Origin of the sequence: Pusillimonas sp. ANT_WB101 (assembly GCF_008369125.1) — a bacterium.
Taxonomy (GTDB): Bacteria; Pseudomonadota; Gammaproteobacteria; order Burkholderiales; family Burkholderiaceae_B; genus Allopusillimonas.
In genome coordinates, this window is sequence record NZ_VOAY01000005.1 from 1 (window position 1) to 23,359 (window position 23,359).

23 protein-coding genes and 1 tRNA gene are annotated in these 23,359 nt (G+C 56.9%); 5 read left to right on the top strand and 19 right to left on the bottom strand.

From position 1 onward, the window contains the following. Positions 1–309, top strand: a 309-nt coding sequence (locus FQ179_RS18520; RefSeq protein ID WP_149398811.1) for an IS3 family transposase, incomplete at its 5' end; no start/stop codon positions are given. 267 nt (positions 310–576) lie between these two features. On the opposite strand, the gene FQ179_RS18525 is transcribed toward FQ179_RS18520, so the two are convergent. Then, positions 577–858 (bottom strand): DNA-binding transcriptional regulator, encoded by a 282-nt coding sequence (locus tag FQ179_RS18525; protein WP_149398812.1) that lies wholly within the window; start codon positions 856–858, stop codon positions 577–579. Then, entirely contained in the window at positions 845–1,165 is a 321-nt protein-coding gene (locus FQ179_RS18530; RefSeq protein ID WP_149398813.1) for a transcriptional regulator, read from the bottom strand. The genes FQ179_RS18525 and FQ179_RS18530 overlap by 14 nt, the downstream gene beginning before the upstream one ends. 225 nt (positions 1,166–1,390) lie before the next feature. On the opposite strand from FQ179_RS18530, the gene FQ179_RS18535 reads away from it, so the two are divergent. Beyond that, positions 1,391–1,717, top strand: a complete 327-nt coding sequence (locus tag FQ179_RS18535) for a transposase (protein WP_255475088.1) — start codon at positions 1,391–1,393, stop codon at positions 1,715–1,717. A gap of 8 nt (positions 1,718–1,725) precedes the next feature. On the opposite strand, the gene FQ179_RS18540 is transcribed toward FQ179_RS18535, so the two are convergent. From FQ179_RS18540 to FQ179_RS18575, 8 genes are all read right to left on the bottom strand, one after another. Next, complete coding sequence (locus FQ179_RS18540; protein ID WP_149398815.1) at positions 1,726–1,932, bottom strand: hypothetical protein; 207 nt, start codon at positions 1,930–1,932, stop codon at positions 1,726–1,728. Beyond that, positions 1,919–3,313, bottom strand: a complete 1,395-nt coding sequence (locus tag FQ179_RS18545; protein ID WP_149398816.1) for an efflux transporter outer membrane subunit — start codon at positions 3,311–3,313, stop codon at positions 1,919–1,921. Before FQ179_RS18545 ends, FQ179_RS18540 begins: the two co-directional genes overlap by 14 nt. A 2-nt stretch (positions 3,314–3,315) precedes the next feature. After that, on the bottom strand, positions 3,316–5,304 hold the full coding sequence (locus FQ179_RS18550) for an ABC transporter permease (protein WP_255475063.1): 1,989 nt from the start codon (positions 5,302–5,304) through the stop codon (positions 3,316–3,318). Between the two features lie 14 nt (positions 5,305–5,318). Beyond that, positions 5,319–6,494, bottom strand: a complete 1,176-nt coding sequence (locus FQ179_RS18555) for an efflux RND transporter periplasmic adaptor subunit (RefSeq protein ID WP_149398818.1) — start codon at positions 6,492–6,494, stop codon at positions 5,319–5,321. A gap of 9 nt (positions 6,495–6,503) precedes the next feature. Further along, a complete protein-coding gene (locus FQ179_RS18560; RefSeq protein ID WP_149398819.1) occupies positions 6,504–7,670 on the bottom strand; it encodes a YncE family protein in 1,167 nt (388 codons plus the stop codon). A 155-nt stretch (positions 7,671–7,825) separates the two neighbouring features. Beyond that, positions 7,826–10,300, bottom strand: coding sequence for a TonB-dependent receptor (locus FQ179_RS18565; RefSeq protein ID WP_149398820.1), 2,475 nt, complete (start codon positions 10,298–10,300; stop codon positions 7,826–7,828). Between the two features lie 260 nt (positions 10,301–10,560). Then, positions 10,561–11,553 carry a FecR family protein gene (locus tag FQ179_RS18570; RefSeq protein WP_149398821.1) on the bottom strand — a complete coding sequence of 331 codons (993 nt, stop codon included), beginning with the start codon at positions 11,551–11,553 and terminating at the stop codon, positions 10,561–10,563. 84 nt (positions 11,554–11,637) lie between these two features. Further along, a complete protein-coding gene (locus FQ179_RS18575; RefSeq protein WP_149398822.1) occupies positions 11,638–12,144 on the bottom strand; it encodes a sigma-70 family RNA polymerase sigma factor in 507 nt (168 codons plus the stop codon). A 498-nt stretch (positions 12,145–12,642) separates the two neighbouring features. Between FQ179_RS18575 and FQ179_RS18580 the strand changes: the two genes are divergently transcribed. Next, a complete protein-coding gene (locus FQ179_RS18580; protein WP_149398823.1) occupies positions 12,643–12,864 on the top strand; it encodes a hypothetical protein in 222 nt (73 codons plus the stop codon). Between the two features lie 696 nt (positions 12,865–13,560). On the opposite strand, the gene FQ179_RS18590 is transcribed toward FQ179_RS18580, so the two are convergent. From FQ179_RS18590 to tyrS, 7 genes are all read right to left on the bottom strand, one after another. Continuing rightward, a tRNA-Ser gene (locus tag FQ179_RS18590) sits at positions 13,561–13,651 on the bottom strand. 116 nt (positions 13,652–13,767) lie between these two features. After that, a complete protein-coding gene (locus tag FQ179_RS18595) occupies positions 13,768–14,406 on the bottom strand; it encodes a riboflavin synthase (RefSeq protein WP_149398824.1) in 639 nt (212 codons plus the stop codon). A gap of 1 nt (position 14,407) precedes the next feature. Then, positions 14,408–15,553, bottom strand: coding sequence for a bifunctional diaminohydroxyphosphoribosylaminopyrimidine deaminase/5-amino-6-(5-phosphoribosylamino)uracil reductase RibD (gene ribD / locus FQ179_RS18600; protein WP_255475064.1), 1,146 nt, complete (start codon positions 15,551–15,553; stop codon positions 14,408–14,410). Beyond that, positions 15,550–16,011, bottom strand: a complete 462-nt coding sequence (gene nrdR, locus FQ179_RS18605; RefSeq protein ID WP_149398825.1) for a transcriptional regulator NrdR — start codon at positions 16,009–16,011, stop codon at positions 15,550–15,552. The genes ribD and nrdR overlap by 4 nt, the downstream gene beginning before the upstream one ends. 36 nt (positions 16,012–16,047) lie before the next feature. Continuing rightward, positions 16,048–17,292 carry a serine hydroxymethyltransferase gene (gene glyA, locus FQ179_RS18610; RefSeq protein ID WP_149398826.1) on the bottom strand — a complete coding sequence of 415 codons (1,245 nt, stop codon included), beginning with the start codon at positions 17,290–17,292 and terminating at the stop codon, positions 16,048–16,050. 178 nt (positions 17,293–17,470) lie between these two features. Then, positions 17,471–18,106: a YbhB/YbcL family Raf kinase inhibitor-like protein gene (locus FQ179_RS18615; RefSeq protein WP_149398827.1), complete on the bottom strand. Its 636-nt coding sequence runs from the start codon at positions 18,104–18,106 to the stop codon at positions 17,471–17,473. A gap of 21 nt (positions 18,107–18,127) precedes the next feature. Continuing rightward, the gene (tyrS, locus tag FQ179_RS18620; RefSeq protein ID WP_149398828.1) at positions 18,128–19,357 is read right to left on the bottom strand and encodes a tyrosine--tRNA ligase; all 1,230 of its coding nucleotides are present in this window, start codon (positions 19,355–19,357) and stop codon (positions 18,128–18,130) included. A 257-nt stretch (positions 19,358–19,614) separates the two neighbouring features. Between tyrS and FQ179_RS18625 the strand changes: the two genes are divergently transcribed. After that, on the top strand, positions 19,615–21,036 hold the full coding sequence (locus FQ179_RS18625) for a M23 family metallopeptidase (protein ID WP_149398829.1): 1,422 nt from the start codon (positions 19,615–19,617) through the stop codon (positions 21,034–21,036). Then, on the top strand, positions 21,033–22,184 hold the full coding sequence (locus FQ179_RS18630) for an anhydro-N-acetylmuramic acid kinase (RefSeq protein WP_255475065.1): 1,152 nt from the start codon (positions 21,033–21,035) through the stop codon (positions 22,182–22,184). The genes FQ179_RS18625 and FQ179_RS18630 overlap by 4 nt, the downstream gene beginning before the upstream one ends. A 12-nt stretch (positions 22,185–22,196) precedes the next feature. On the opposite strand, the gene erpA is transcribed toward FQ179_RS18630, so the two are convergent. Beyond that, positions 22,197–22,565, bottom strand: coding sequence for an iron-sulfur cluster insertion protein ErpA (gene erpA / locus FQ179_RS18635; RefSeq protein WP_149398830.1), 369 nt, complete (start codon positions 22,563–22,565; stop codon positions 22,197–22,199). A gap of 66 nt (positions 22,566–22,631) precedes the next feature. Continuing rightward, positions 22,632–23,306 carry a DUF6776 family protein gene (locus FQ179_RS18640; RefSeq protein ID WP_149398831.1) on the bottom strand — a complete coding sequence of 225 codons (675 nt, stop codon included), beginning with the start codon at positions 23,304–23,306 and terminating at the stop codon, positions 22,632–22,634. Between the last annotated feature and the right edge of the window lie 53 nt (positions 23,307–23,359).

The window sequence follows — 23,359 nt, forward strand, 5'->3', positions numbered from 1 at the left end:
CGCCAAACCCCGTTACTTCATTCGGATCAGGGCTGGCAGTATCACATGCCCGCGTATCGACGGCAGTTGGCAGAACATGGGTTGACCCAAAGCATGTCACGCAAGGGAAACTGCCTAGATAACGCCTGCATGGAAAGCTTCTTTGGCATACTCAAGTCGGAGTTCTTCTATCTAAACAAATTCGATAGCGTTGAACTACTTGACGCTGGCCTGCGGAAGTATATTCACTACTACAATCACGAGCGGATCAAGACCAAATTAAAAGGACTGAGTCCAGTTCAATACAGAACTCAGTGCTCAGTGGGTTAACCACCTGCTTCAAATGTCCAACTAATTGGGGTCAGTTCATTGCCGGGGAAGAGTCAAAAAACCCGCAATGCGTTTAAACATGCGGGTTTCTATACTGTAATCAACTGCCGTAGACTAATTCGTGACGCTGAGGGGGAGCCATATCAAAGCATGAAACCCGTATGGATAAACGCTCTTGCGGTAGTTTTATTTCCCTCCACCCAAAAAAATAACCCTACAATCTAACAGTTGGCGCAAGCACCGGCACTACCCTTCCTATTATCGAGCCTACGCTACCAACTCGCGCAACACCTCCGGATGGCGCACAGCCACCGCCAACAGCGTTTGCGCCGCGCCGGACGGCTTGCGGCGGCCTTGCTCCCATTCTTGCAAAGTGCGCACCGATACTCCCATCAGCTTGGCGAACTCTGCTTGCGACAGCTCGGACGCTTGTCTGGCCTGCGTCACCGGAGAATGCACCACCGTACCCATTCCGGCCTTCATTTGTTTAACGGAGGCTAGCAACTTGCGACCCAGCTCGTCGCCCGTCATTTTTTCAATTTTCGTCATTTTCCAGCTCCTCTTTAATGGCCTTCAGGATGTGCGCCGGGATATTGCCCCGCACCGTCTTGGCGTAGATCACCAGCAGATGAATACGGCCGTTCTCCAGCCGATTGAAGTAGATCACCCGTACACCACCACGCATGCCCATACCTGGGCGCGCCCAACGCACCTTGCGGCAGCCGCCGGAGCCAGGAATCACGTGTCCCGCTTCCGGATGCTGCGCTAGCCAAGCACAAAACTCACCGCGCTCATCTTCTTGCCAGATGGATGCCGCATCTGCGCTGAAAAGCGGGGTTTCGATAATCGTGTACATGCCAAGCTATTATACGTCATTGCCGTATAACAATCATCTGGGCTTGCTGCACCGCCAATGCTATATAGGCCGGACGCTACTCGCTTCATGGCTTTGCAGCCACCGGAGGGGAGGTGGGTCACATCTATTGGCCATTAACAGCAAGCATCAAAAAGCCGCCGTTTTACACCCAGGTACGGTCGAGCGTTGGTACTAGTCTTGCGTCAAGCAGAGAGGGTCTGAGCTATCGGGCCGAAGCCGCCCGCAAGTGCTGGCACAGATGAGTATTTACTTAGCCGTAAAAAGGGCTACGCCACGATGCTGGTGGACTCAAAGAGCCGCAAGGTGTTAGCTGTGATGCTGGAACACTCTGAATCGAGCTTGTGTCGCTATGTAAAGCGTTTGCGAGGGCGCGAACAGGTCAAGGTGGTTGTGATGGATATGTCCGCGAAGTACCGTACACCGATGCGAGACTGCGCTGCGGGGAACCTTCTAGTTTGTCTGGGCGGGACGCGCACTGACCAACAACGTATAGTCCTGCAACTCGAAGCCATGCGCCTGGCTGACAACTAGTCCGACAGCTACCAAACGCTTGAGCGCCGCGTCGACGAAAGCCGACTCCCTACATCTTTGACAATCAGCAGATGCTGGGTTTCGATGGCGGGCAGCGGCTTATCGATCTGAAACAGCACGGTCAGCACTCCGAGCCTGAGCACGGTGACTGACAATCCTGCATCTTGTAATGCGCGCGTAGCCAAAGGGCCAATGTTCATATCAGCTGTCTTCATCTATCCTCCAGCCTCCGCCTAAAACGCGGTATAGATCGACGGCGCTTTGCAGATGCAAGGCTTTCAACTGCGCCGCCATATCCTGGGCTGCGTAGAGCGGTCGCTGAGTGTCGAGCAGCGTAAGCAGGGTCTCGGCACCCGCGCGATACCGGGATTCTGCCAGTGTCAACGCCAGCTGTGCCTGGGTCAGTTCCTCGAATTGAGCGTTAAGCTGTGCTTGCACACCGTGCATTTGCGCCAGCGCCATCTGCACATCCGAAAAAGCCATCACAATAGCCTGACGGTAATCGGCCAACAACTCCTCGCGCCGGGCCTGCGCCAAATCATGCCCCGCAGCCAGCCTGCCAGCATTGAAGATGGGCGCCGCCAGTCCTGCGGCCAGCGAATACAGGGGATTGTCAAAAAGGCTGCCCAGGCGATTGCTATTGGCACCCGCATAAGCCGCAAAGGTCAGATTGGGCAGCATGGCTGCCCGCGCAACGACCACATCGGCATCGGCCGCCGTCAATTGTGCTTCAGCACGAGCAATGTCGGGGCGTCGCACAAGCAGCTCAGATGGCACGCCTGCGTCAATGGCCGGTATGCGGATCGAGGCCAATGTTGGGGTGTTAACCGTAACTTCCCTCGCCTGCCCTGTAAGGTGAGCCAAAGCGACGCGTGCCTGGTTCGCCTGCTGGCGCAACGCGGCCAGGCTTCGTCGCTGGCTCGCGACCAGCGTACGTTGCTGCGCCACCGCCAGCTGCGTGGCCGATCCGGCCTCGTACTGCGATTGCACCAGCGACAGCAGACGTTCAGCTCTGTCCAGGTTGTGCTCAGCAATGGCCGTACGTTCAGCCAGCGCCACGGCTTGCACCCAGGCATTGGCAGTACCGGCCGTCACTGTCAAACGCACGGTATCGTGATCGAAACGTGTTGCCGTCAGAATGTTGACAGCACTATCACGTGCGGCGCGGTTTCGCCCCCAGAAGTCCACCTCGTAGCTGGCGCTCAGGCCCGCTGCGTAAAGGGTGCCATCCACATCAGCATGCCCGCCCAGCCTGACTTGCCGCCCAGCATCCAGCCCAGCCGAGACCTCGGGCAACAGTGCCGCCCCCGCGATCCGCGCGCTGGCCTGGGCCTGGCGCACCCGAGCCGTAGCGGCGGCAATATCTTGGCTCTGCGCCTGGGCTTGTGTCACGAAGACATCCAGCTCGGCGTTATCAAAGCTGCGCCACCAGTCGGCGCTCAAGCTGTCCTGCGAAAGTGTCCCGGCACCACTGTCAGGCTGAGTCCATTGCGCGGGCAAGTCGGGCGGTTGGGCATCCAATGCCGGTGACGTAGCGCAACCCGCCAACGTCAAGGCACCCACTATCGCGAACAAATGTCGATGAAAGCTTCCCATCCTCACTCCCCCGCCAGCGCCACGACCGGATCCAGCCGGGCAGCGGTGCGTGCCGGCATAAAACCGAACAGCATGCCGGTGACTACTGCACAAGCGAACGCCCCGGCCATGGCTGTGACCGAGAACACCAGCGGGACCGCAGCGGCGATCAATGCCGCGCCAATGACTAATCCCAGAGTCAGCCCCAGTACGCCGCCCACGACGGTAAGCAGCATGGCTTCAGTCAGAAACTGGCGCAAGATGTCGCGCTGACGCGCGCCAGTCGCCATGCGGATGCCGATTTCCCGCGTACGCTCTTTAACAGTCATCAGCATCACGTTCATGACCCCGATACCGCCTACCAACAGCGACACGGCAGCGATCAGCCCCAGCATCATGGTCATGCTGCGCCGGGTGGCTGCTTCGGCCTGCAAACGAGCGGCCGCGTTGCCGATGCCGAAATCCGCGCGCCCACCGTGGCGGGTCAGCAGCAATTGGCGCACGGCTTCTTCAGCAGCCAACACCCTGTCGGAAGACACCGCTTCCATCACCACATAATCCGGCTGCGTCTGCGCCTGGTAAACCCGGGCTCGGCCCGTCTGGTAGGGAATAAACACCATGTCGTCATAGTCCTGCGCGCCCGAATCGGCGCCGCGCTCAGCCATGACGCCGATGACCTCGAAGGGTGCGCTGCCAATCAGCAATTGCTCACCCAAGACGTCGGCATCGCCAAAATAATGTGTGCGCGCTTTCGCACCCAGTACGACAAGCGGCGCCAGATCCCGGTCTTCCGCTTCCGTGTAGTAACGCCCTTGCTCTACCGACCAATGGTGAATGCTGGGCATGTCCTCATCCGACGCAAAAACATAGACTTCTCGGCTGACGTTCCCGTAGCGTATCGTCAGCGGATCGCCGATCACAGGCATTACTCGGCGGATGTCGGGCAAGGCTTCCACTGCCTCCAGGTCTTCTTCAGTGAGTATGCCTGCCGGCCCACCGTTAGGCGGCGCCCGGCTGCTCATGTACATGATGGTCGTACCGAGCGTGCCCATCTGCGCCATTACCCGCTGGCGTGCGCCTTCGCCAATGGCGAGCATGACAATGACCGAGGCTACGCCGATGATGATGCCGAGCAAGGTCAGGAAAGTGCGCGAGCGGTTGATACGCATCCCGCGCCAGGCGGTGCGCAATGCTTCCTGCATCTCGGCCCAGCCGGCACGGGGATCTTGATGCGCAGCATTCATATCCAGTATGGGCAAGGCGCGTGGGCTAAGCTCGTCCACGTTATCGGCCGCTTCCAGGTCCGCCTTCTGCGCATCCTCCACAATACGCCCATCGTGGATCTCGATGACGCGCCTGGCCTGTTCGGCCACCTGCCTGTCGTGGGTAATCACGATAACGGTATGACCGACATCGGCCAGCTCGTGGAACAATGCCATGACCTCGGCGCCGCTGTGGCTATCCAGCGCGCCGGTCGGTTCGTCAGCCAGAATAATGCGACCGCCGTTCATAAGCGCCCGAGCGATCGACACCCGCTGTTGCTGGCCCCCCGAGAGTTGGTGAGGCCGATTGTTCTGCCGTTCCGAAAGCCCAAGCCGCGCCAGAAGAACAGCGGCACGCTCTGCACGCACATCAGTTGATGCCCCGGCATAGATGGCGGGCACTTCCACGTTTTCACGCGCGGACTCAGTCGCGATCAAGTGATAGCCCTGGAACACGAAGCCAAACGCCTCGCGGCGCAACCACGCCAGGGCGTCAGCATTCAATGTAGCAACATCTTGACCACTAAAGCGATAGACCCCGCTACTGGCACGGTCCAGGCACCCCAGAATATGCATCAGTGTGGACTTGCCCGAGCCGGACTGCCCCATGATGGCAACGAATTCTCCTGCCCGAATGCTTAGATCAATTCCGTGCAGGACTTCAACGGCAGGCACCCCGTCCCTGCCGCCATATTGCTTGCGAATGCCTCGCAGCTCGATAAGAGGAACTGAGCCAAGCTTGCTTTGCAAGAATGCCGCATCCTCTACCATTGCAACCAGCTCCAGCCTCGCTCGACTGGATGCTCGGCCGTGATCAGGCGCGCTCCTTCGCTCAGACCTTCCAGTATCTCGGCTTGGTGGCGGCTACGTACGCCCAGGCGAACAGGGCGGCTCTGCGCCTGACCGCCTGCATCCAGCACTCGCGCCCGGTATTGCCCATCCACCCTTTGCAATGCCGATAGCGGCACGGCGACGGCTTGGCCGACCTCTGCCGTAATAAAGGCCACCTGCGCGGTCATCTGCGGCATCAGCTCGCCATCCGCATTGTCAACATCAAACAACACCGTGTAGACCACCGCCTTCGTTGCCGCCGGTGCGGCACTGCCCTCGGATGCCGGCACTACAGGTGGTGTAGGCAATACTTGACGCACTGTGCTTTCCCATCGGCGCGGCACATCCTCGCCGCCGCCCAGTGTTGTGAAGAATACCGGCATCCCCGCCTTGACCCGGCTTACATCGGCTTCCGAAACTTCGGTCCAGACGGTCATGCCCGACAGATCGGCGATACGCAGGATGTTGGGTGTCTGATAGGTGGCATTCAGCGTCTGCCCCTCACGGGCTTCGACCGAAACCACTGTACCGGACATAGAAGCATAGATGCGGGTATAGCCCAGCCGCGCCTCTTCGGCCCGCTGGCTGGCCTGGGTCTGATCTATCTGGGCATTCAACTGCGCAATGCGGGCCACAGCGTAGGCCAATTCGGCCTGGGCAACCTGCACATCTTCTTCCCGGGTGGAGCCGTCTTTCGCCATACGCTGCTGGCGCAAATGCTTCAGTCGCGCCAGTTTATGCGCGGCCTGCTGTTCGGCCAGTTGCGCGCGCAAGCCCGCTACAGCAGCGCGGCCTGCATCAACCACCGCCTGCTGCACGCTAGGGTCGATCTCTACCAGCAATTGGCCCTGCTCGACCACATCACCGGGCTGAGCCCCCAGGCGCGTGATCTGGCCGGAAACTTGTGCGCCGACATCCACGTAGCGGCGCGGCTGCAACGTACCAATGGCATTGACCCTGGCCTGGATATCGGCGCGGGCAACCGCCACCGTATCGTAACGAGGGCTGGTTGGCCCTTGCGTCCACAGCAGTACTGCGGCGAGCACCACCAGACCTCCGACCAGCATCCCTATGCGCCCATGCCGGCGCTTCAGCAAACTACGAGACATACGACAGCGTTAGCGCAGATCAATGCGTACCACGCTATCGGCGGCGTCTTTACGCCATGCCGGGTGCTTCTCGCCATGCGGTGCCTTGACCGTTACGTACAAGGTGGCGCCATCTGGCGTCAGCGCCAGGCTGTTGGGATGCACGGGCAGATCGAGCGTACGCTTGACTTCATAGTTCGCGCCGTCGATAAAGGTAAGCGCGCCGCTGCCATCAGGTTGGCTGCGCGACACGCCTCTATTCGTAGTGATCACCTCATTACGCTGCGCGTTGTAGATCACATCAAGTGCCCCTATGCCAATAGGGACAGTCTTGACGGTCTTGCCACTGGCAATGTCGATCACATAAACTTGATTCGTGCTGGCATCGGTGGAAAACAACCGCTGCCCTTTCACGTCTATCGCCAGATTGATGAAGAAATGCTTAGAGTTCTTGGCGACTGTGGCGTCGGTGGTGTCGCCTGTACTGAAGCTATTCACCACTTGGCCCGCATCCGGATCAATCACCAATATTTCGTTAATACCGCCTTGGCTTACATACAAGCGATTCGCCTGCTCATCGTAAGCCGCTCCCGCCGTCCACACACCATCACTGGTAATGGTGTGGGTCAGGGTGTTGGTTGCGCCATCCACGATCCAGATCAACCCCGGCTGCCCAGGGCTAGTGACAAAAACACGATTGTGTTTCTCATCGATGATCACCTTGCGGGTGTGCGGCATCGATTCCTCGCCTTTCTCGTCCTTGACAGGGACTGCCAGCTGTATCACGCCTTTGACGATGCCGCTGGCGCCATCCACCACCGACAGCGAACCTTCCATGGTATTGCCCACATAAAGCGTATTGGTGACGCGGTTCACACCCAGAGCAAAGGAGCGGTGCGGCACCTGAATGGTTTGCAACAGCTGCAAGCTGCGCGCATCAAGGCGCTGGATGAAACCTGCGTTTTCCTTGCCAAAGCCATTGATGCTGGCCACGAACACTGACCCCGCGCCCGCAGCAACCGTGACTTCATAGATGCCTTTGAACGCATCCTGACGCAGCATGGGTGAAGCATCCACCGAAGCCGTCGCATCGATGGCTGCCCGAGGCTGCACACCGGCGGTTTGGCAACCGGAAAGCAAAAGAGCCGCAGCGACCAATGAGGCAAGATGAAGTCTAGACTTGAAGAAAGGAGACATGAAAAATCCGATGGAGGTGAATGGAATATAGTGACGGGCCGGCGAGCGCTATTCAAAAGCACGGCCTTTTATTAATAAGACGTTCGAGCCGCCCAAAACCCGTACTCAAGGGCTTAAATGTTGTAACCAGTGGTTTACAGAAGGTCTAACGAGCTCTACATCCGATATTCTGCGCGTACCATGGCGTTCAGCGGCGCACCGTAACGCACTCCGCTTCCATCCCATGATGCGCCCAGCGCAGTGCGATAACGCCGGTCGAACAAGTTATCGACGTTCAAAACAAGATTGAGGTTCTGATTTACGCGATAGCCGGCCATCAACCCGACCACCGCATATCCGCCCTGGCGTGCCTGGAACGCACCATTATCCACAAATACCGCACTTTGCACGTATACCGAGCCGCCGAAGTTCCAACGGTGCCAGTCGCCGGCAGGTCGATAGTTAGTGAATACCTTAAACAGGTGGCGCGGCACCTCGTCGCTAATGCGTTTGCCTACCCGTGCCGGATTACTGTCCTTGGTATAGCGGGCGGCATTGTAGGTATAGCCGCCGCCTACCTGCCACGCCGGTGTCAGTGCCCCGCTGATCTCAACGTCGATACCCTTGCTTTCGACTTCACCCGCCGCGCGCGAGCACGATATGGGTCCGCCTGCCGGGCAGTTTTCGTCGTCCGAAACCGCGCGATTGCGCTGCTTGATCTGATATAGCGCCAGACTGGTGTTCAGTGCACCGTCAAAATACTCGCCCTTGATGCCGACTTCCAAGTTCGTTCCGGTCATCGGATCAAGCTGCGCGCCATTGAAATCTACCGCGCCTTGTGGCTGGAAAACCTGCGCATAGCTAGCATAAACGGAATGCCACTCGTCCAGATCCTGCACGATGCCTGCATAAGGGGTCAACTCGGCATCTTGACGTACGGCTTCGCCCCATTCGCGCTGGCCGAAGTACCACCCCGTGCCCTGCTGTTCGTACCATCCCAAGCGTGCACCCAGGATCAGCTTGGTGGAATTGGTAAGGCTGAATCGCGTGGTGCCGAATATGCCCGTATTCTTGGAGCGGTTGTCCCACTTCATGGGGTCACTGCTTGGCGTAAGGCCGGAACCAGGCGACATGTGCGGATTGAAATTGTAGGGGTCGACTATATAGGAGCTTCCGTCATCGTCCCAGGGGCTGGCCGCCTTTGAGAGTTCGTTGCGGTAGGTTGCGCCAACAACAATCTCATGCTCGCGACCCAGCAACTGAAAGGGGCCGGTCAGAGTCGCTTCCACATTGGTTTGGCGTGTACTGTAGTCCCAACCGGTACTGCTGAAGCTGAAATGATCCGGATCGCCTGAGATGCGGCTGAAGAAGGGGTAGACCGAATCCGACTCGCCCGTGGTGTGCATAGCGCTCACCTTAGACTTCCAGCCATTGCCAAAATCGTGATTCAAGTCTGCGAAATAAGTTGCAGTTTCACGCTGCTGCGATGACCATGCCTGACCCCATAAGGCGCTGCGCGACAAATCGAAGGGCGTACCGTCCAGATGCGCGGGTGTGCCGGCGTGGATGCCATCCACTCGATAGCGTTGATACGAAGCGCCCATACCAAGCGTCGTGCGCTCGCCGAGGTCAAATTCCATTACCCCGTACAGACTACGGTTGGTGCTGCGCGAAACATCGACGAAACCATTCTCGTTCTGGTAATTGGCTACTAGTCGTCCGCGTACGTTACCCGTGGGCCCGATTGCGCCGCCACCATCAAACATTGCTGAATAGCGGTCATGGGTGCCTGCGCCAATAGAGAGGTTCAACAAAGGATCGGCGGTGGGACGCTTGCGCACCATGTTCACCGCTGCCGAGGGGCTACCCACGCCATATAGAAGACCGGCTGCCCCGCGTAATACCTCGACCCGGTCGTACATGCTCATATCGCCGGAAATGGTGCGCAGGTTGAAATTACGGCGATCCGTGGCCTGTCCATCGATCAGGATGTTGTCTACCCCAAAACCGCGTGACTGAATGTTGACCTCCTGGTCGGAAACACCGTCCGGCCCAGTGACGAACATGCCGGGTGTATAACGCATAACATCCTGCAGCGTGTTGAGGTTGTAGTCTTCAATCTGTTGGTGCGTAATGACGCTGACCGACTGGGGCGTCTCACGCAAGGATAAGTTCAGCCTCGTGGCAGTATTACTACTATCCGTTGTATACGAGTTGGTGCCTTCCGTCGTAGGCGAACGGCTCCCTACAACCCTAACAGCTTCTAGCTGAGCCGCCGATGCAGGCCCGCGGGTCAGGGAAACACGCGTCCCATTGCGCCGGAATTCAACTCCGGTCCCTGCCAATATCTGTTGTAATGCCTGATCCGGTGTCAGGCTTCCCGTGAGCGCAGGTGCATTCAATCCTCGTACCGTCTCTGGCAAATAGAAAATTTGCAGTGACGCTTGTTCACCTAACTGAATCAAGGCATTACTTAGCGATTGCTCGGGGATGCTGACCCGCACGGGGGTTTCTTGCGCATGCGCCTGAAGAGGCAGCGTGCCAAAAGCCAGCGCAATGGAGATCGTCAGCGTATTAAAACCCACACCTAGACCCAATAATCTTGTGCCGCGTGCCGTGGACACTCGCCGTGCATCCTGTTTGTCCGTCATGAATGATGTTCCAGAAAATAAGTTCTCGCGCAATGCGCGCCCGACACTCTTGGCCAAAGGCCACGTCCGGGGCTGCGCTGTCCTGCGCTAAAACCATCCCCTTCACCATTAAGACGTCAGAAACGAAAATATTCCGGAATGATTTTCATTACGAAATAGATACAAAATGTATCTGACTTAAGACGGAATGCGCCAGATACCCGACAGCCTCCGATCTAGAGGGTGGCTGGACTGGTATTCGGCGGAAAGGAAAGAGAGCGTTAACGAGCCGCAAGCACCGCGCTGCCATTCTCAAGACGCAGCACCATGATCGGCGCAATGTCCGGCAGCACGTCCAGGACTGATTCAGGCGAATCAATGCCGACGGTGCCCGATACACGTATACGCCCGACACGCGCATCATTGATGCGTAGCGGTTGCGCGAGATAGCGGTTCAGCTCGGGGACCACTTGGGATAGCGGCGTATCCTGGAACACCAATCGTCCACGCTGCCACGACACAAGCGTCGCGACGTTGTCCTGATACGGCGTCACCAGTGCCTCATTTGCAGAAGCTCGGGATACATAGCCTGCAGTCAGCCGCGCCGTATTGCGGTTCCACCAAGGGCCGGCCGACAACTCCACCGTCCCTTCTTCGACCGCGACGGTCACGGCGTCCTCATCGCGACGTACATTGAAGCGCGTACCAGTAACCAACACCTCGGCGCGGTCGGCATCCACGGTGAATGGCTTGGCGGCATCCGGGCTCACCGAAAACAGCGCTTCCCCGGTAAACAGTTCAACCACACGACGATTACCATAAAAAGCGACAGTAACCTGCGTAGCGGTATTCAGATCTAGGACAGAGCCATCCGGCAGGCCGAATTGCTTGCGCTCGCCCCTGGCAGTGAGAAACTTTGCCGTAAATTCCGGCGTGCCCAGCCAAATATTTTTTCCAATGACACCAACCACCAGTGCGGCGGTACAGGCCGCGCCCGCGCCCATCATGAAATGCCGTCGCCGGTAAAACACAGGAGTGTCTTCTTCGAACTGGGTCAAGATGGCTCGCATTTCGTCTTTAGGTAGTTGATCAGCGATTTCCCACAGGCTCTCCAACGAGCGGTATTGTCGGTCGTGCTCGGGATTCGCTGCCCGCCATGCATCACACTCGTACTGCTCTTGGGTCGAGAGCGTACCAAGGCGCGCCTTGGTAAACCAATGCAGTGCCTGGTCGCGCGGTGTCGCAGAAGGGTTCTGGTCGTTAGATTCGGTCATCACGCGTGGCGTTTGTCCAGCTTACGGGGCTATAAAAACGATACCTCTCATTTATAAGACGCCTGGCACGCCGAAATTCCGGAATCAATGTGGCGCATAGCCTTGTAACTTTTCTTGAATATGGCGTAATGTGCGCTTCATGTGTTTTTCAACCATGCTTTGCGACAGTCCCAGTTTCTGTGCAACTTCTTCCTGGGTATAACCTTCAATTTTATTCCAGAGAAACACTTGCTGACACTTCAAAGGTAATTCCAACAGCGCGAGTTTAAGCGCCTCCGCCAACTGCGCCGCCCGAATAGCGGACTCAGGGTCGTCGCTCAAGGGTTGCTCGTCTTCGGCCAACGCATCCATACTGATCCTCTCGCTCCTGCGTTGCCGCCTAAACTCGCCTACTAAGCGATTTTGGCTGGCACCGTACAGGTAGGATTTCGAATCCAGTACCGCAGCATCACCCTTTTGGAGCAAATTGACTACAACATCGTGTGCGGCATCCTCTGCATCATGCGGCGACGAACTTCTCTTCGTCCACGTCCCGATCAGCCCACGATAGTACGTGAGCCAACCTTTGTGGGACGTAGGTGAGCGAGACATAGCAGACGGAATCGGAAATAAGACAAAGTCGATATATTAACAATCATTCTCATTCGTGTTTGTTTGCGGAGCAGATTTGCAACGCTATACGCCGCTGATGTCAATCTTTACTGCCGCGTGACACCCCAGGCCGACTTTCAAGCTATCTCCTCTCTTACAAACAGGCGTTAAAGAAAAAAGTTCGGTACGCTTACGATAATTATTAAAAAAGGATCTTGCGGTTTGCAAGCCCTACACTTGGCCACGATGCCATGCAAAGCATCAGCATTTTTGCGATGGATGGCTGGTGGACCTTGAGGCAAATAACCCATAACCTCCTGAGTTAATTTAAGTTTCCAAAATTCGAGCTTGGGGAAACGCCTCATTTATGGAGCCTTTCTATCGAGCTGGCAACGCGGACTGATCTTTGGTCTCAAGCCTGAAACTAGCGGATTGGGTGCAGACGACTTCCCCCTTGGACATCGGCATTGGTGTTAAAGACACCTGCAGCCCGACACCGTGGCTTCAGTGCTGGCCACCTTCGGCCAGCGCGCCCCGGCGGGCTCCGTACTGAACTTCGATGCGATGTGCTGGCTGGCCGTCGGGCGCGCCAAGCCGCACCCTTCGGTCATGCACATCGACGCCCAGTTCCACTGGGGGGCCGCGCAAGCTGTCCGACCTGATGCAACCCCATGCGCGCCTGTCGCTGCAGGCGGCCTACCCGATCATGGAAAGCTATAACGCCTTCTATCGATATCTGGCGCCATGCTTCAGGGCCATTACCGGCTTACCACTGTATGCGGCATATGCCCTGCGGAAACACTAAACGCCAACAATGCAAGAATGAAAACAGGGCCGGCCCGCCAAGGAGTCCGTCCAGCTGATACCGTCCTATGTGCTATGTAGTTGGCCGTCATGTCGACCCCTGCCTTAAGACCGGCATCACAACTGGCCGCGCAGGGTCAGCATCCAACTGCGCGGCGCGCCATACCAGTTACTGTTAGAGACACTCCCGACTTTTTCATAGTATGTGCGGCCAAAGACATTGTTCACGTTCAAGCCCAAGACCCATTGCGGCGTCACCTGATGGCAAAACAGGTAAGACCGTGGTCGGCGAAGCCCGACGGCCCCCTAGCGCTATGAGCGCGGATTAACGATTGGGGCACCGACCAGCACATTCCATCAGAGACAGTGGTAAAACCACAGAGAAAGTCCGAACGTACAGGTGCAATCTTTATCTAATGCTTGAAGCGTTGGAGGCTTGGCAAACCGGGAGCGTCCATGTAAGGGGGACACAGGTATTCATTAAACTTAGTTTTGCGAAGAACAAGCCCGTCTATGTCAATCAACCACCGTGAACGGCTGTAGACAATAAAAAACCCGCAATGTGTTTAAACATGCGGGTGATACTGTCATCAATGGTTGTAGATGTATTCTTGGCGGACAGAGGGGGATTCGAACCCCCGATACGCTATAAACGTATACACGCTTTCCAGGCGTGCGCCTTCAACCGCTCGGCCACCTGTCCTACACGCTTCTTGAACAAAGCGAAGTCCGCTATTCTAACAGAACCAAAAATTTTTGGTTTTATGAGTGCGAGATGTACAGCGGTATTTACACCCTCGCACGCAACACCCCAGCAATTTACGCGTCTGCAGCCTGGCGGTAATGCACGGTCGACATCATGCGTTCGACGTAGCGCGCAATCATATCCACTTCCAGGTTAACCAACATGCCCTCCTGCAAGTTCCTCAAAGACGTTACCTGCACGGTGTGCGGTATAAGGTTAATGCGGATCTCACAACCGTCTGGCCCGTCTTCCACCTGGTTCACGGTTAGGCTGACGCCGTTGACGGTCACAGAGCCTTTGTACGCCATATAAGACGTAAGGTTGCCGGGTACCTGTATGCGTAGATCCCACGACTCACCCACAGGCTGAAAATGGCTGACCTGACCCAGACCATCAACATGGCCTGACACCAGATGGCCATCAAGCGAGTCACCCATGCGTAAGGCATGTTCAAGATTGACGTCGCCCATGGCATCAAGACCAGCCGTGCGGTTAAGGCTTTCGCGCGAAACATCAACAGTAAAGCTATCTGCCGTCATCGCAACCACCGTCATGCAGGCCCCCTGGATGGCAATAGAATCGCCCAACTTGGTATCGGCCCGCAAAAACCCGGGCGCGCTGACGACCAAGCGCAAACCAGAGTCGCTTTGATCTTGGCTAAATGGTGTGACCTCGGCAATTTTTCCTACCGCCGAGACTATGCCTGTAAACATGCTATTTCCTTTCTATACCCACGGCATCCAGCAAAGCGCCCCAGTGCGAGGCTTCGCGAGCGCGCAGCCTTACATCGGGCGCAACTGGCCGGGACTCAATAAATTCAAACCGCCGTGCTTGCGACAAATTATGGAGAACGGGCAGGCGTACCAGACCCAGCCCCTCACCCACCAACATCGGGGCCATATACAGCAACAACTCATCAACCAAGCTGGCTTCGAGCAACGCACCGCTAAGCGTAGCGCCCGCTTCGACATGCACTTCATTGATGTCGTGCTGACCCAGCCATTGCATGACTGCAGCCAGATCTACCCGGCCAGCGTGCTCGGACACTTGCACCACCTGCACATTTTTTTGCGCGAGCCGCGCGGCCTTATCTGCGCGCGTGGCAGTGGTAAATATAAACGTACGCGTGCCATCAAAAATGCGTGCGTTTTCAGGGATGTCGAATCGCGTATCGACTACCGCCTTGGCAGGGCGTCTTTCTGTTTCTACATGCCGAACATTCAACTGCGGGTCATCAGACAGTATGGTGCCTAACCCGGTCAGCACAACACAACTGCGGGCACGCCAATGGTGGCCATCGGCCCGTGCGGCAGCGCCCGTAATCCATTGAGACTTGCCGTTTAGCAGCGCAATGCGACCATCTAGCGTGGCAGCCAGTTTGACCCATACCCATGGGCGCTGCCGCGTCATGCGCGACACAAACCCCGGGTTTAGCACCAGCGCCTCTTCGGCCAGTACACCTGTTGTGACCTGAATGCCCGCCTCGCACAGCCGACGCACGCCCGCGCCCGCTACCAGGGGGTTGGGGTCAGACATGGCAATAACGACACGAGAGGGCTTTGCCGCGATCAGCGCATCAACACATGGAGGCGTACGCCCATAGTGACTGCAGGGCTCAAGCGTTACATAAACAGTAGACCCAACAACGTCAGCATTACGCTCGCTGGCCTGCCGTAGTGCCATCACTTCAGCGTGAGGCCCCCCAGCACGTTGTGTGGCTCCTGCGCCTACAACACACCCATGCTGCACAATGACGCAACCCACACGAGGGTTGGGAGCAGTCAGGTACATAACGCTTTCCGCCAACCCCAGCGCCTGGTGCATCCAGTGCGTGTCGTCAGTGGCCAGGCCTGCACTCATGGTTTGGGAGTGACCTTGATTTCGTCAATGGTTTTGACAAACTCACCGATGTCCTGAAAGCTTTTGTACACCGAGGCAAACCGCACATAAGCGACCTCGTCCAGCTTTTTGAGCTCTGCCATGACCAGCTCGCCGATGAAGTCAGACTCAACCTCACGGTGACCACTGGTAAGCAGGCCTTCTTCGATGCGGGCGATAGCCGCATCAACTTCTTCGGTATTAACCGGTCGCTTGCGTAGAGCCAGGCTCAGGCTGCCCCGCAGTTTGGCATCGTCAAACTCGACCCGAGTACCGTTGCGTTTTACCACGGCGGGCATGATCAGCTCAGCCCGCTCATAGGTGGTAAACCGGCGCTCGCACGCCATACATCGACGGCGTCGCCGTATGGTGTCGCCCTCTTCGGAAACGCGAGAATCAACAACTTGGGTATCGATGTTTCTGCAAAATGGGCATTTCATGGGCGGCGGACCCCGCACAAGGCGGGGCTGTCAGGGTTAGCGATAAACCGGCAAGCGCGCGGTAAGCTCGTTAACACGAGCGCGCACAGCGGCGATATGATCGGCATCACGCGGGTTGTCGAGCACGTCGGCGATCAGGTTGCCGGTGAGCTCGGCCTCGGCCTCTTTGAAACCACGCGTGGTCATGGCTGGTGTACCAAGACGCACGCCGCTGGTAACAAATGGCTTTTCGGGGTCGTTGGGGATGGCGTTTTTGTTGACGGTGATGTGAGCCTCGCCCAGCGCGGCCTCGGCCTCTTTACCGGTAATGCCCTTGGCACGCAGATCAACCAGCATGACATGGCTTTCGGTACGGCCTGAAACAATACGCAAACCACGCTTGACCAAAGTTTTGGCCAGTACGTCGGCATTTTTTACAACTTGGGCTGCGTAGTCTTTGAATTCGGGCTGCAGGGCTTCTTTGAACGCCACTGCCTTGCCGGCGATGACATGCATGAGGGGGCCACCCTGTATGCCGGGGAAAATGGCCGAGTTGATGATTTTGGCGTACTCAGCTTTCATCATGATGACACCGCCACGAGGGCCGCGCAGCGACTTGTGCGTGGTGGACGTGACAAAATCAGCGTAAGGAACCGGGTTGGGGTAGGCGCCGCCGGCAACCAGCCCAGCATAGTGAGCGATGTCTACCATGAACAGGGCACCGTTTTCATGCGCAATGCGCGCCATGCGCTCAAAGTCTATACGCAGTGAATAGGCAGACGCGCCGCCCACGATAAGTTTAGGCTTGTGCTCTTTGGCAAGACGCTCAAGCTGGTCATAATCAAGCGCTTCGTCGGCATCAAGGCCATACGAAATAAAGTTGTAAAGCTTGCCTGAGGCGTTAACTGGCGAACCATGCGTCAGGTGGCCACCTTCAGCCAGGCTCATGCCCAGTACGGTATCGCCCGGCTTGAGCACCGCCATGTAGACGCCTTGGTTGGCCTGCGAGCCCGAATTGGGCTGCACGTTTGCGGCCTCGGCACCGAACAGCTCTTTGAGGCGGTCGATGGCCAGCTGTTCGACAATATCGACATACTCGCAACCGCCGTAATAGCGCTTGCCGGGGTAACCCTCTGCATACTTGTTGGTAAGCTGGGTACCTTGTGCCTGCATGACAGCAGGGCTGGTGTAGTTTTCGGAAGCAATCAGTTCAATGTGCTGCTCTTGGCGGACATTTTCTTGCTGAATTGCTGCCCAGACATCGGCATCGACGAGATCGAGAGTACGGGAACGGTCAAACATGGAGATTCCTGAGAAAATGGCGGAAGGCATAAAACGAATTGGCCATTTTAGCCCGAATAGCCGCCACGTTAGGCCCTGAAAGCGAGCAACCCCCAGGAACCAGCCAGTTTTGCCCGGTTAAACCGGGCAAACAGGGGCGTGGCTCAAGTCAGCGTGAGCCACTCTCATGTAAAGACGCCTACTCTTTGACGATGAGGCGCGGGTTTAGGGTATACATGCCGGTGATCGAAGCCTGGCCAAGTATATGGTCTTGCATTGCCTTGATGGCATCATGGCCCGTGAACTTGCCCTCGAAAGGCAGTTCAGCCACATCAAGCGCATACACCGTGAAAATATAGCGATGCAGGATGGCGTCATTCCAGGGCGGGCAAGGACCGTCGTAGCCGAAGTAATCACCGTTCATGTCGCGGTCGGCGGCGAACCACGAGGTAAAGTCGTTAATGCCCTGACGTGTACCATCAAGCGCCAGCGGGCCGGCCTTGCCACGCGGCGTGACACCGTCAGAGTATGCCCCTTCGGCAATTTCTGTTGTGGCGGCAGGAACATCAACAAGCACCCAATGGTAAAAATCGACACGAGGCAACGTGGCAGGCACCTCGCGGTCGGTTTGGTTCACATCGTCGGGTTTACTTGGTACGTCTGGGTCGTGGCAGATAATAGCGAAGGACTTCGTGCCTTCGGGTATGTCAGACCATGCCAGGTGCGGATTAGCATTGCCGGCCAGCGCGACGTGGTTGTGCCCGTCGGGTTTGCCGAAAGCATTACGCTCGGGGATGCTCCCCTGATCCGTAAACGAATTACTGGTGAGCTTCATACGTACTCCTGTAGAAGGGTATCAACCGGTTAAGGTAACACGGGCGAACTTGCGTTTGCCAACCTGCATGACATATGTACCGGCAGGCAATTGCAACGATTTGTCTTCGACACGATCGCCGTTTACCCGCACGCCACCCTGCTCGACGTTGCGTTGGGCTTCGGTGCCCGATGTGGCAAGACCGGCTTCGCGCAATATTTTTAAAATACCGATGGGGGCCCCTGCCACCGAAACTTCGGGCATGTCATCAGGGATGGCGCCATCGCGAAACCGGGCTTCAAATGTAACCAGCGCGTCTTCAGCGGCTTTGCGCGAATGAAAACGCTGCACAATTTCTTGCCCCAACGCCACTTTGGCCTCGCGCGGGTTCAGACCTTGTTCGATCTGTTTTTTAAGCGCTTCAATGTCATCCAAAGACCTGAACGACAGCAACTCATAATACTGCCACATCAGCGTATCTGAAATTGACATGAGTTTGCCAAACATAGAATCAGGCGCTTCGGTAATGCCAATATAGTTGCCCTTGGACTTAGACATTTTTTCAACGCCGTCGGTACCCACCAGCAACGGCATGGTGAGCACACACTGGCGCTCCTGGCCATATTCTTTCTGCAGCTCACGGCCCACAAGCAGGTTGAACTTCTGGTCGGTGCCGCCCAGCTCAAGGTCAGCCTGAAGCTGCACGGAGTCATACCCTTGCAGCAGCGGGTAAAGAAACTCATGCACAGAGATGGGTATGCCGCTTTTGAAACGCTTGGTGAAGTCATCGCGCTCTATCATGCGGGCCACCGTATAGCGCGACGCCAGCTGGATCAAGCCTCGGGCACCAAGGCCATCACACCATTCTGAGTTGTAGCGAATTTCGGTTTTGGCAGGGTCAAGCACTGCACTGGCCTGGGCATAGTAAGTTTTGGCGTTTTCTTGAATTTGTTCGGCGGTAAGGGGAGGACGCGTGGCATTGCGCCCACTGGGATCACCGATGGTGGCAGTAAAGTCGCCAATCAAGAAAATAACGGTATGCCCCAGGTCTTGCAGCTGACGCATTTTGTTAAGTACTACCGTGTGCCCCAAATGGATGTCGGGGGCCGTCGGATCCAGCCCCAGCTTGATGCGTAGCGGCTTGCCAGTTTGATGGCTGCGGGCAAGCTTCGCGGCAAACTCGGTTTCGACCAGCAGCTCATCGCAGCCGCGCTTGGCAATGCGCAGCTCTTCTTCAACGCGAGGAGTTATCGGGGCTTCAGAGGTCGACATAAGAAAGTACTTTAACTAAAAAAGATGAAAAAATGCTCGAAAAATAACGCTTAATACGCTAGCATAGCGTGCAAGCGCAAATTCTGCATGGTGCTTTAAGGCCCGTGCCGGCGGCAGCTGTAACCCAAACCGCCATATATAATACCGCGCTCGGCTACAAAAACGAGGCTCAATTCATATACAGGGCGACCATGTCCCCGGTACGGGCCCGTTTTTTTTAAGCTTTTTTACGCAGCGCACTACCAGGTCCAGCTCTTATGTCCGAATCAGGGAAACCCGAAGCTCCCTCTTATCGTGAAGTGTTACGCGCTCATCGCAAGCGTCACTTCTTTCGCAATAGCCTGGTGCTGCTCGCACTTGGCCTGTTTGCCGGAGCTGCCGCTCTGGCTGTCGTAAAACCGCCTGAAGCACCTTCTTTTTATCAGGCCCGCCAAACCCTGACGGTGCCCGAAAACCCGACAGTGCTGGGTTCGCTGTCAAGCACTCCCTTCATCAGCGAAACGCAAATTCGCCGTGGCGATACGCTGGCCGCACTGCTGCAGCGCTTGCGCATTCAAGAGTCCGGGCTGCAGCAGTTTCTGGTACAAAACAAAGACGCACGATCCATCTACAAGCTTTATCCCGGCCGCACGTTGCAAGTTGCACTTGATCGCGACGGCAACCTGATCTGGCTGCGGTACAACCACACGCCCGGTGCCGCCGACAAAAACGGGTACGTGTCACGGTGGCTTGAAGTCAGCCCAGACGGCAACGGCAGCTTTGTAGCCGCTGAGCACAGCGCCGCCGCCGACGTTCAGGTAAAAGTGGCCGAAGGCCGCATTGAAAGCTCTTTGTTTGGCGCCACTGATCGCGCCGGCATCCCTGATTCCGTAACCCAGCAAATGACCGACATTCTGGGCAGCAAAATTGACTTCTTGCGTGACCTGCGCAAAAGCGATCGCTTCCGCGTAGTTTACGAAGCCTATTCGCATAACGGGCAAGAAATCGGCGGTGGCCGTGTACTGGCGCTTGAATTCCAGAACAAAGACGATGTTTACGAAGCGGTCTGGTTTCAGCCAAATGACAACGCATCAGGCAGCTATTACGATTTCAGCGGCAAAAGCCTCAAGGGTGCTTTCCTGCGCAATGCCATCAAATTTACACGCATCAGCTCCACTTTCGGTCTGCGCAAGCACCCCGTGCATGGCAAGTGGCGGTCACACAAAGGTGTGGATTATGCCGCGCCCTCCGGAACCCCCATCCAGGCAACGGCAGATGGCGTCGTGGCCTTCAAGGGCTGGCAAAATGGCTATGGCAACGTAGTTATTCTCGATCATCACAACGGCATCAGCACCCTGTATGCACACCAGAGCGGCTTTGCCAAAGGCCTGAAAAAAGGCGACCGCGTCAACCAGGGTGATCTCATCGGTTATGTGGGCTCTACTGGCTGGGCCACTGGCCCACACCTGCATTACGAGTTTCGCGTTAATAACGAAGCGATAGACCCATTATCCCTCGACCTGCCGGTAGCCCGCGTGCTTGATGATGCCGAGCGCACTGCCTTCAATGTGGTGGCAGCACAGTACCGCGAGCATATCAACATTGCAGCTCGCCCTGACGACCTCATGGCAAACTCAACCACCGCTCTGGCGCAGGCCGGGTCTTCCACGCAGGGCGCGACGGATCAGGCCCAACCTTGATTGCGTCACCGGAGGCTGGCCGCGAGCACGCCAACCTGCCGGGGCCGCTGTATATTGGCCTAATGTCAGGCACCAGTACTGATGGCGTCGATGGCGTACTTGCTGATTTTGCCCAGCCCAACCGCCCGCGCATCTTGGCATCGTTATCCACGCCCATGCCGCCTTCTCTGCGCGCAGAATTTCTGGCATTAAACATGCCGGGCCATAATGAGCTTGCACGTGCCGCTCAGGCGGGCAACGCCCTGGCCCGGCTGTACGCTGACACCTGCACACGGCTTATCAGCGCAGTAGGCGTTCAGCATAAGCAGGTACGCGCCATCGGGGCGCACGGGCAAACCGTACGCCATGACCCCGCTGCCGGCTACACCATACAGATTAACGCGCCCGCCCTGCTCACCGAGTTAACAGGCATCGACGTCATTGCCGACTTCCGGTCACGTGATGTGGCCGCCGGCGGCCAAGGGGCACCGCTGGTTCCGGCGTTTCACCATGCGCTATTTGGCGGTGACCGTAGCTGTGCCGTATTGAACCTGGGTGGCATTGCAAACGTTACTGTGCTCGCACCAGGGCAGCCCATAGGCGGGTTCGATACAGGGCCAGCCAATGTACTGCTCGACATGTGGGCACACGAGCACACTGGCGTGGCCTACGACGAAAATGGGGCCTGGGCAGCCAGTGGCCAACCACACGCCGGGCTGCTCGCCTACCTTATGCGCAGCGAACCTTGGTTTGCGCAAGCGCCACCGAAATCGACCGGGCGCGATCAATTTAATATGGCGTGGCTAAGCAAACGCCTTGCCGACTATGACACCGACAGCCATGGCCTGGCGCCCGCCGACATACAGGCAACCCTGGTGCAGCTTACAGCCCACACTATCGCGCAGGCCATAGCCAGTCATGGGCCAGACATACAAGAACTGCTTGTTTGTGGAGGGGGTGCGTTAAACGCACAGCTGATGGAGGCGTTGAAAGCGACTCTGGGCTGCCCCGTGCAAACGACTGCAGAACGGGGTGTGCCAGTACAGCAGGTAGAAGCTTTGGCATTTGCTTGGCTGGCCTGGGCGCACGACACAGGTGTATGCGCGGGCCTGCCTTCGGTAACCGGGGCACGCCACCCAGCGCTGCTGGGCTGCCGTTACCCGGCTTAAAACTGGGCTGGCTTAGGGCACAAACGACGAACCACAGCCGCAGGTGGACGTAGCATTGGGGTTGCGAATAACAAACTGCGCACCTTCGAGATCGTCTTTGTAGTCGATTTCGGCGCCCACCAGATACTGGAAGCTCATGGGGTCTATAAGCAACTGCACCCCTTCTTTGTCAATGGTGGTGTCATCGTCATTGGTGGTTTCATCAAATGTGAAACCATATTGAAAGCCCGAGCAACCTCCACCCTGCACAAAAACACGCAGCTTGAGTTCGGGGTTTCCCTCTTCAACAAGGAGTTGCTTTACCTTGCTTGCAGCCGCATCGGTAAAAACCAGCGGCGACGGGGGCGCTTGTAGATCGACTGTTTCGATAAGGCTATTCATGTGTGGCTCCGTGGCGGCCAAGTGGCCGCGCATCAATACATTAATTACTATAACATCGACAAGGGGTTATTCTGCAGGTGCAACGTCAACGGTGTGACTGGCACGAACGGCTTTTCCCTCAAGTACGTTAAGCGTCAGCTTGTCAGGCTCAAAGCCCTCGGGCAGGTTTAGTATGCCGGTACTGCGCTGAAACGCATCAAATTCAAGCTGAGGGCGGTTTTCGAGGGTAACCGTAAGCGGTTTTCCGTCTGCCTGCCCCTCTACTACAAACTGCAAAACACCTTCAAACTTGGGTGCGTTATTTGCATTGCGCATAAATATCGCGCGATATTGCAACTTTGCTCCCTGTCGCTTGGCCTCCAACCCGCGAATGCTGACCGCACCCTGCTTGCCTGGCGGAAATAGCTGCTCAAAGAACGCCAGATGCTCACGCGCCTGACCAAGCTCAGCTTGCGTTGACTGCAGGGTAGTCTCAAGCCCTTTACGCGTACCCTCTTCGACCATAAGGTTGCCCGTTAACGCATCAATGTGTGCCTGCGAGGCGGCGAGTTCAGCCCTTGCTTCGACGAGCTCGTTTTGCAGCATGGATTTCATGGTGTTGAACTGACGGGTAGCCTCACCCTGGAACCAGTACCGCGCACCAAAACCACCCAGCAACACACCAAGTAGAAGGCCCAGCAACAAGAACCAGAAGCCGCCAGCCCGACTAGGTGCCACGTAAACGACTGCTGGGTCTGACATGTTATTTGTTTGTATTTTTGACATGCCAGTAAAGACCAGCATGGCGGGAAACA

Coding starts and splice junctions, on each gene's coding strand:
- FQ179_RS18525 (WP_149398812.1), bottom strand. CDS start 858: ATGACGAAAATTGAAAAAATGACGGGCGACGAGCTGGGTCGCAAGTTG.
- FQ179_RS18530 (WP_149398813.1), bottom strand. CDS start 1,165: ATGTACACGATTATCGAAACCCCGCTTTTCAGCGCAGATGCGGCATCC.
- FQ179_RS18540 (WP_149398815.1), bottom strand. CDS start 1,932: ATGAAGACAGCTGATATGAACATTGGCCCTTTGGCTACGCGCGCATTA.
- FQ179_RS18545 (WP_149398816.1), bottom strand. CDS start 3,313: ATGGGAAGCTTTCATCGACATTTGTTCGCGATAGTGGGTGCCTTGACG.
- FQ179_RS18555 (WP_149398818.1), bottom strand. CDS start 6,494: ATGTCTCGTAGTTTGCTGAAGCGCCGGCATGGGCGCATAGGGATGCTG.
- FQ179_RS18560 (WP_149398819.1), bottom strand. CDS start 7,670: ATGTCTCCTTTCTTCAAGTCTAGACTTCATCTTGCCTCATTGGTCGCT.
- FQ179_RS18565 (WP_149398820.1), bottom strand. CDS start 10,300: ATGACGGACAAACAGGATGCACGGCGAGTGTCCACGGCACGCGGCACA.
- FQ179_RS18570 (WP_149398821.1), bottom strand. CDS start 11,553: ATGACCGAATCTAACGACCAGAACCCTTCTGCGACACCGCGCGACCAG.
- FQ179_RS18575 (WP_149398822.1), bottom strand. CDS start 12,144: ATGTCTCGCTCACCTACGTCCCACAAAGGTTGGCTCACGTACTATCGT.
- FQ179_RS18595 (WP_149398824.1), bottom strand. CDS start 14,406: ATGTTTACAGGCATAGTCTCGGCGGTAGGAAAAATTGCCGAGGTCACA.
- ribD (WP_255475064.1), bottom strand. CDS start 15,553: ATGAGTGCAGGCCTGGCCACTGACGACACGCACTGGATGCACCAGGCG.
- nrdR (WP_149398825.1), bottom strand. CDS start 16,011: ATGAAATGCCCATTTTGCAGAAACATCGATACCCAAGTTGTTGATTCT.
- glyA (WP_149398826.1), bottom strand. CDS start 17,292: ATGTTTGACCGTTCCCGTACTCTCGATCTCGTCGATGCCGATGTCTGG.
- FQ179_RS18615 (WP_149398827.1), bottom strand. CDS start 18,106: ATGAAGCTCACCAGTAATTCGTTTACGGATCAGGGGAGCATCCCCGAG.
- tyrS (WP_149398828.1), bottom strand. CDS start 19,357: ATGTCGACCTCTGAAGCCCCGATAACTCCTCGCGTTGAAGAAGAGCTG.
- FQ179_RS18625 (WP_149398829.1), top strand. CDS start 19,615: ATGTCCGAATCAGGGAAACCCGAAGCTCCCTCTTATCGTGAAGTGTTA.
- erpA (WP_149398830.1), bottom strand. CDS start 22,565: ATGAATAGCCTTATCGAAACAGTCGATCTACAAGCGCCCCCGTCGCCG.
- FQ179_RS18640 (WP_149398831.1), bottom strand. CDS start 23,306: ATGTCAGACCCAGCAGTCGTTTACGTGGCACCTAGTCGGGCTGGCGGC.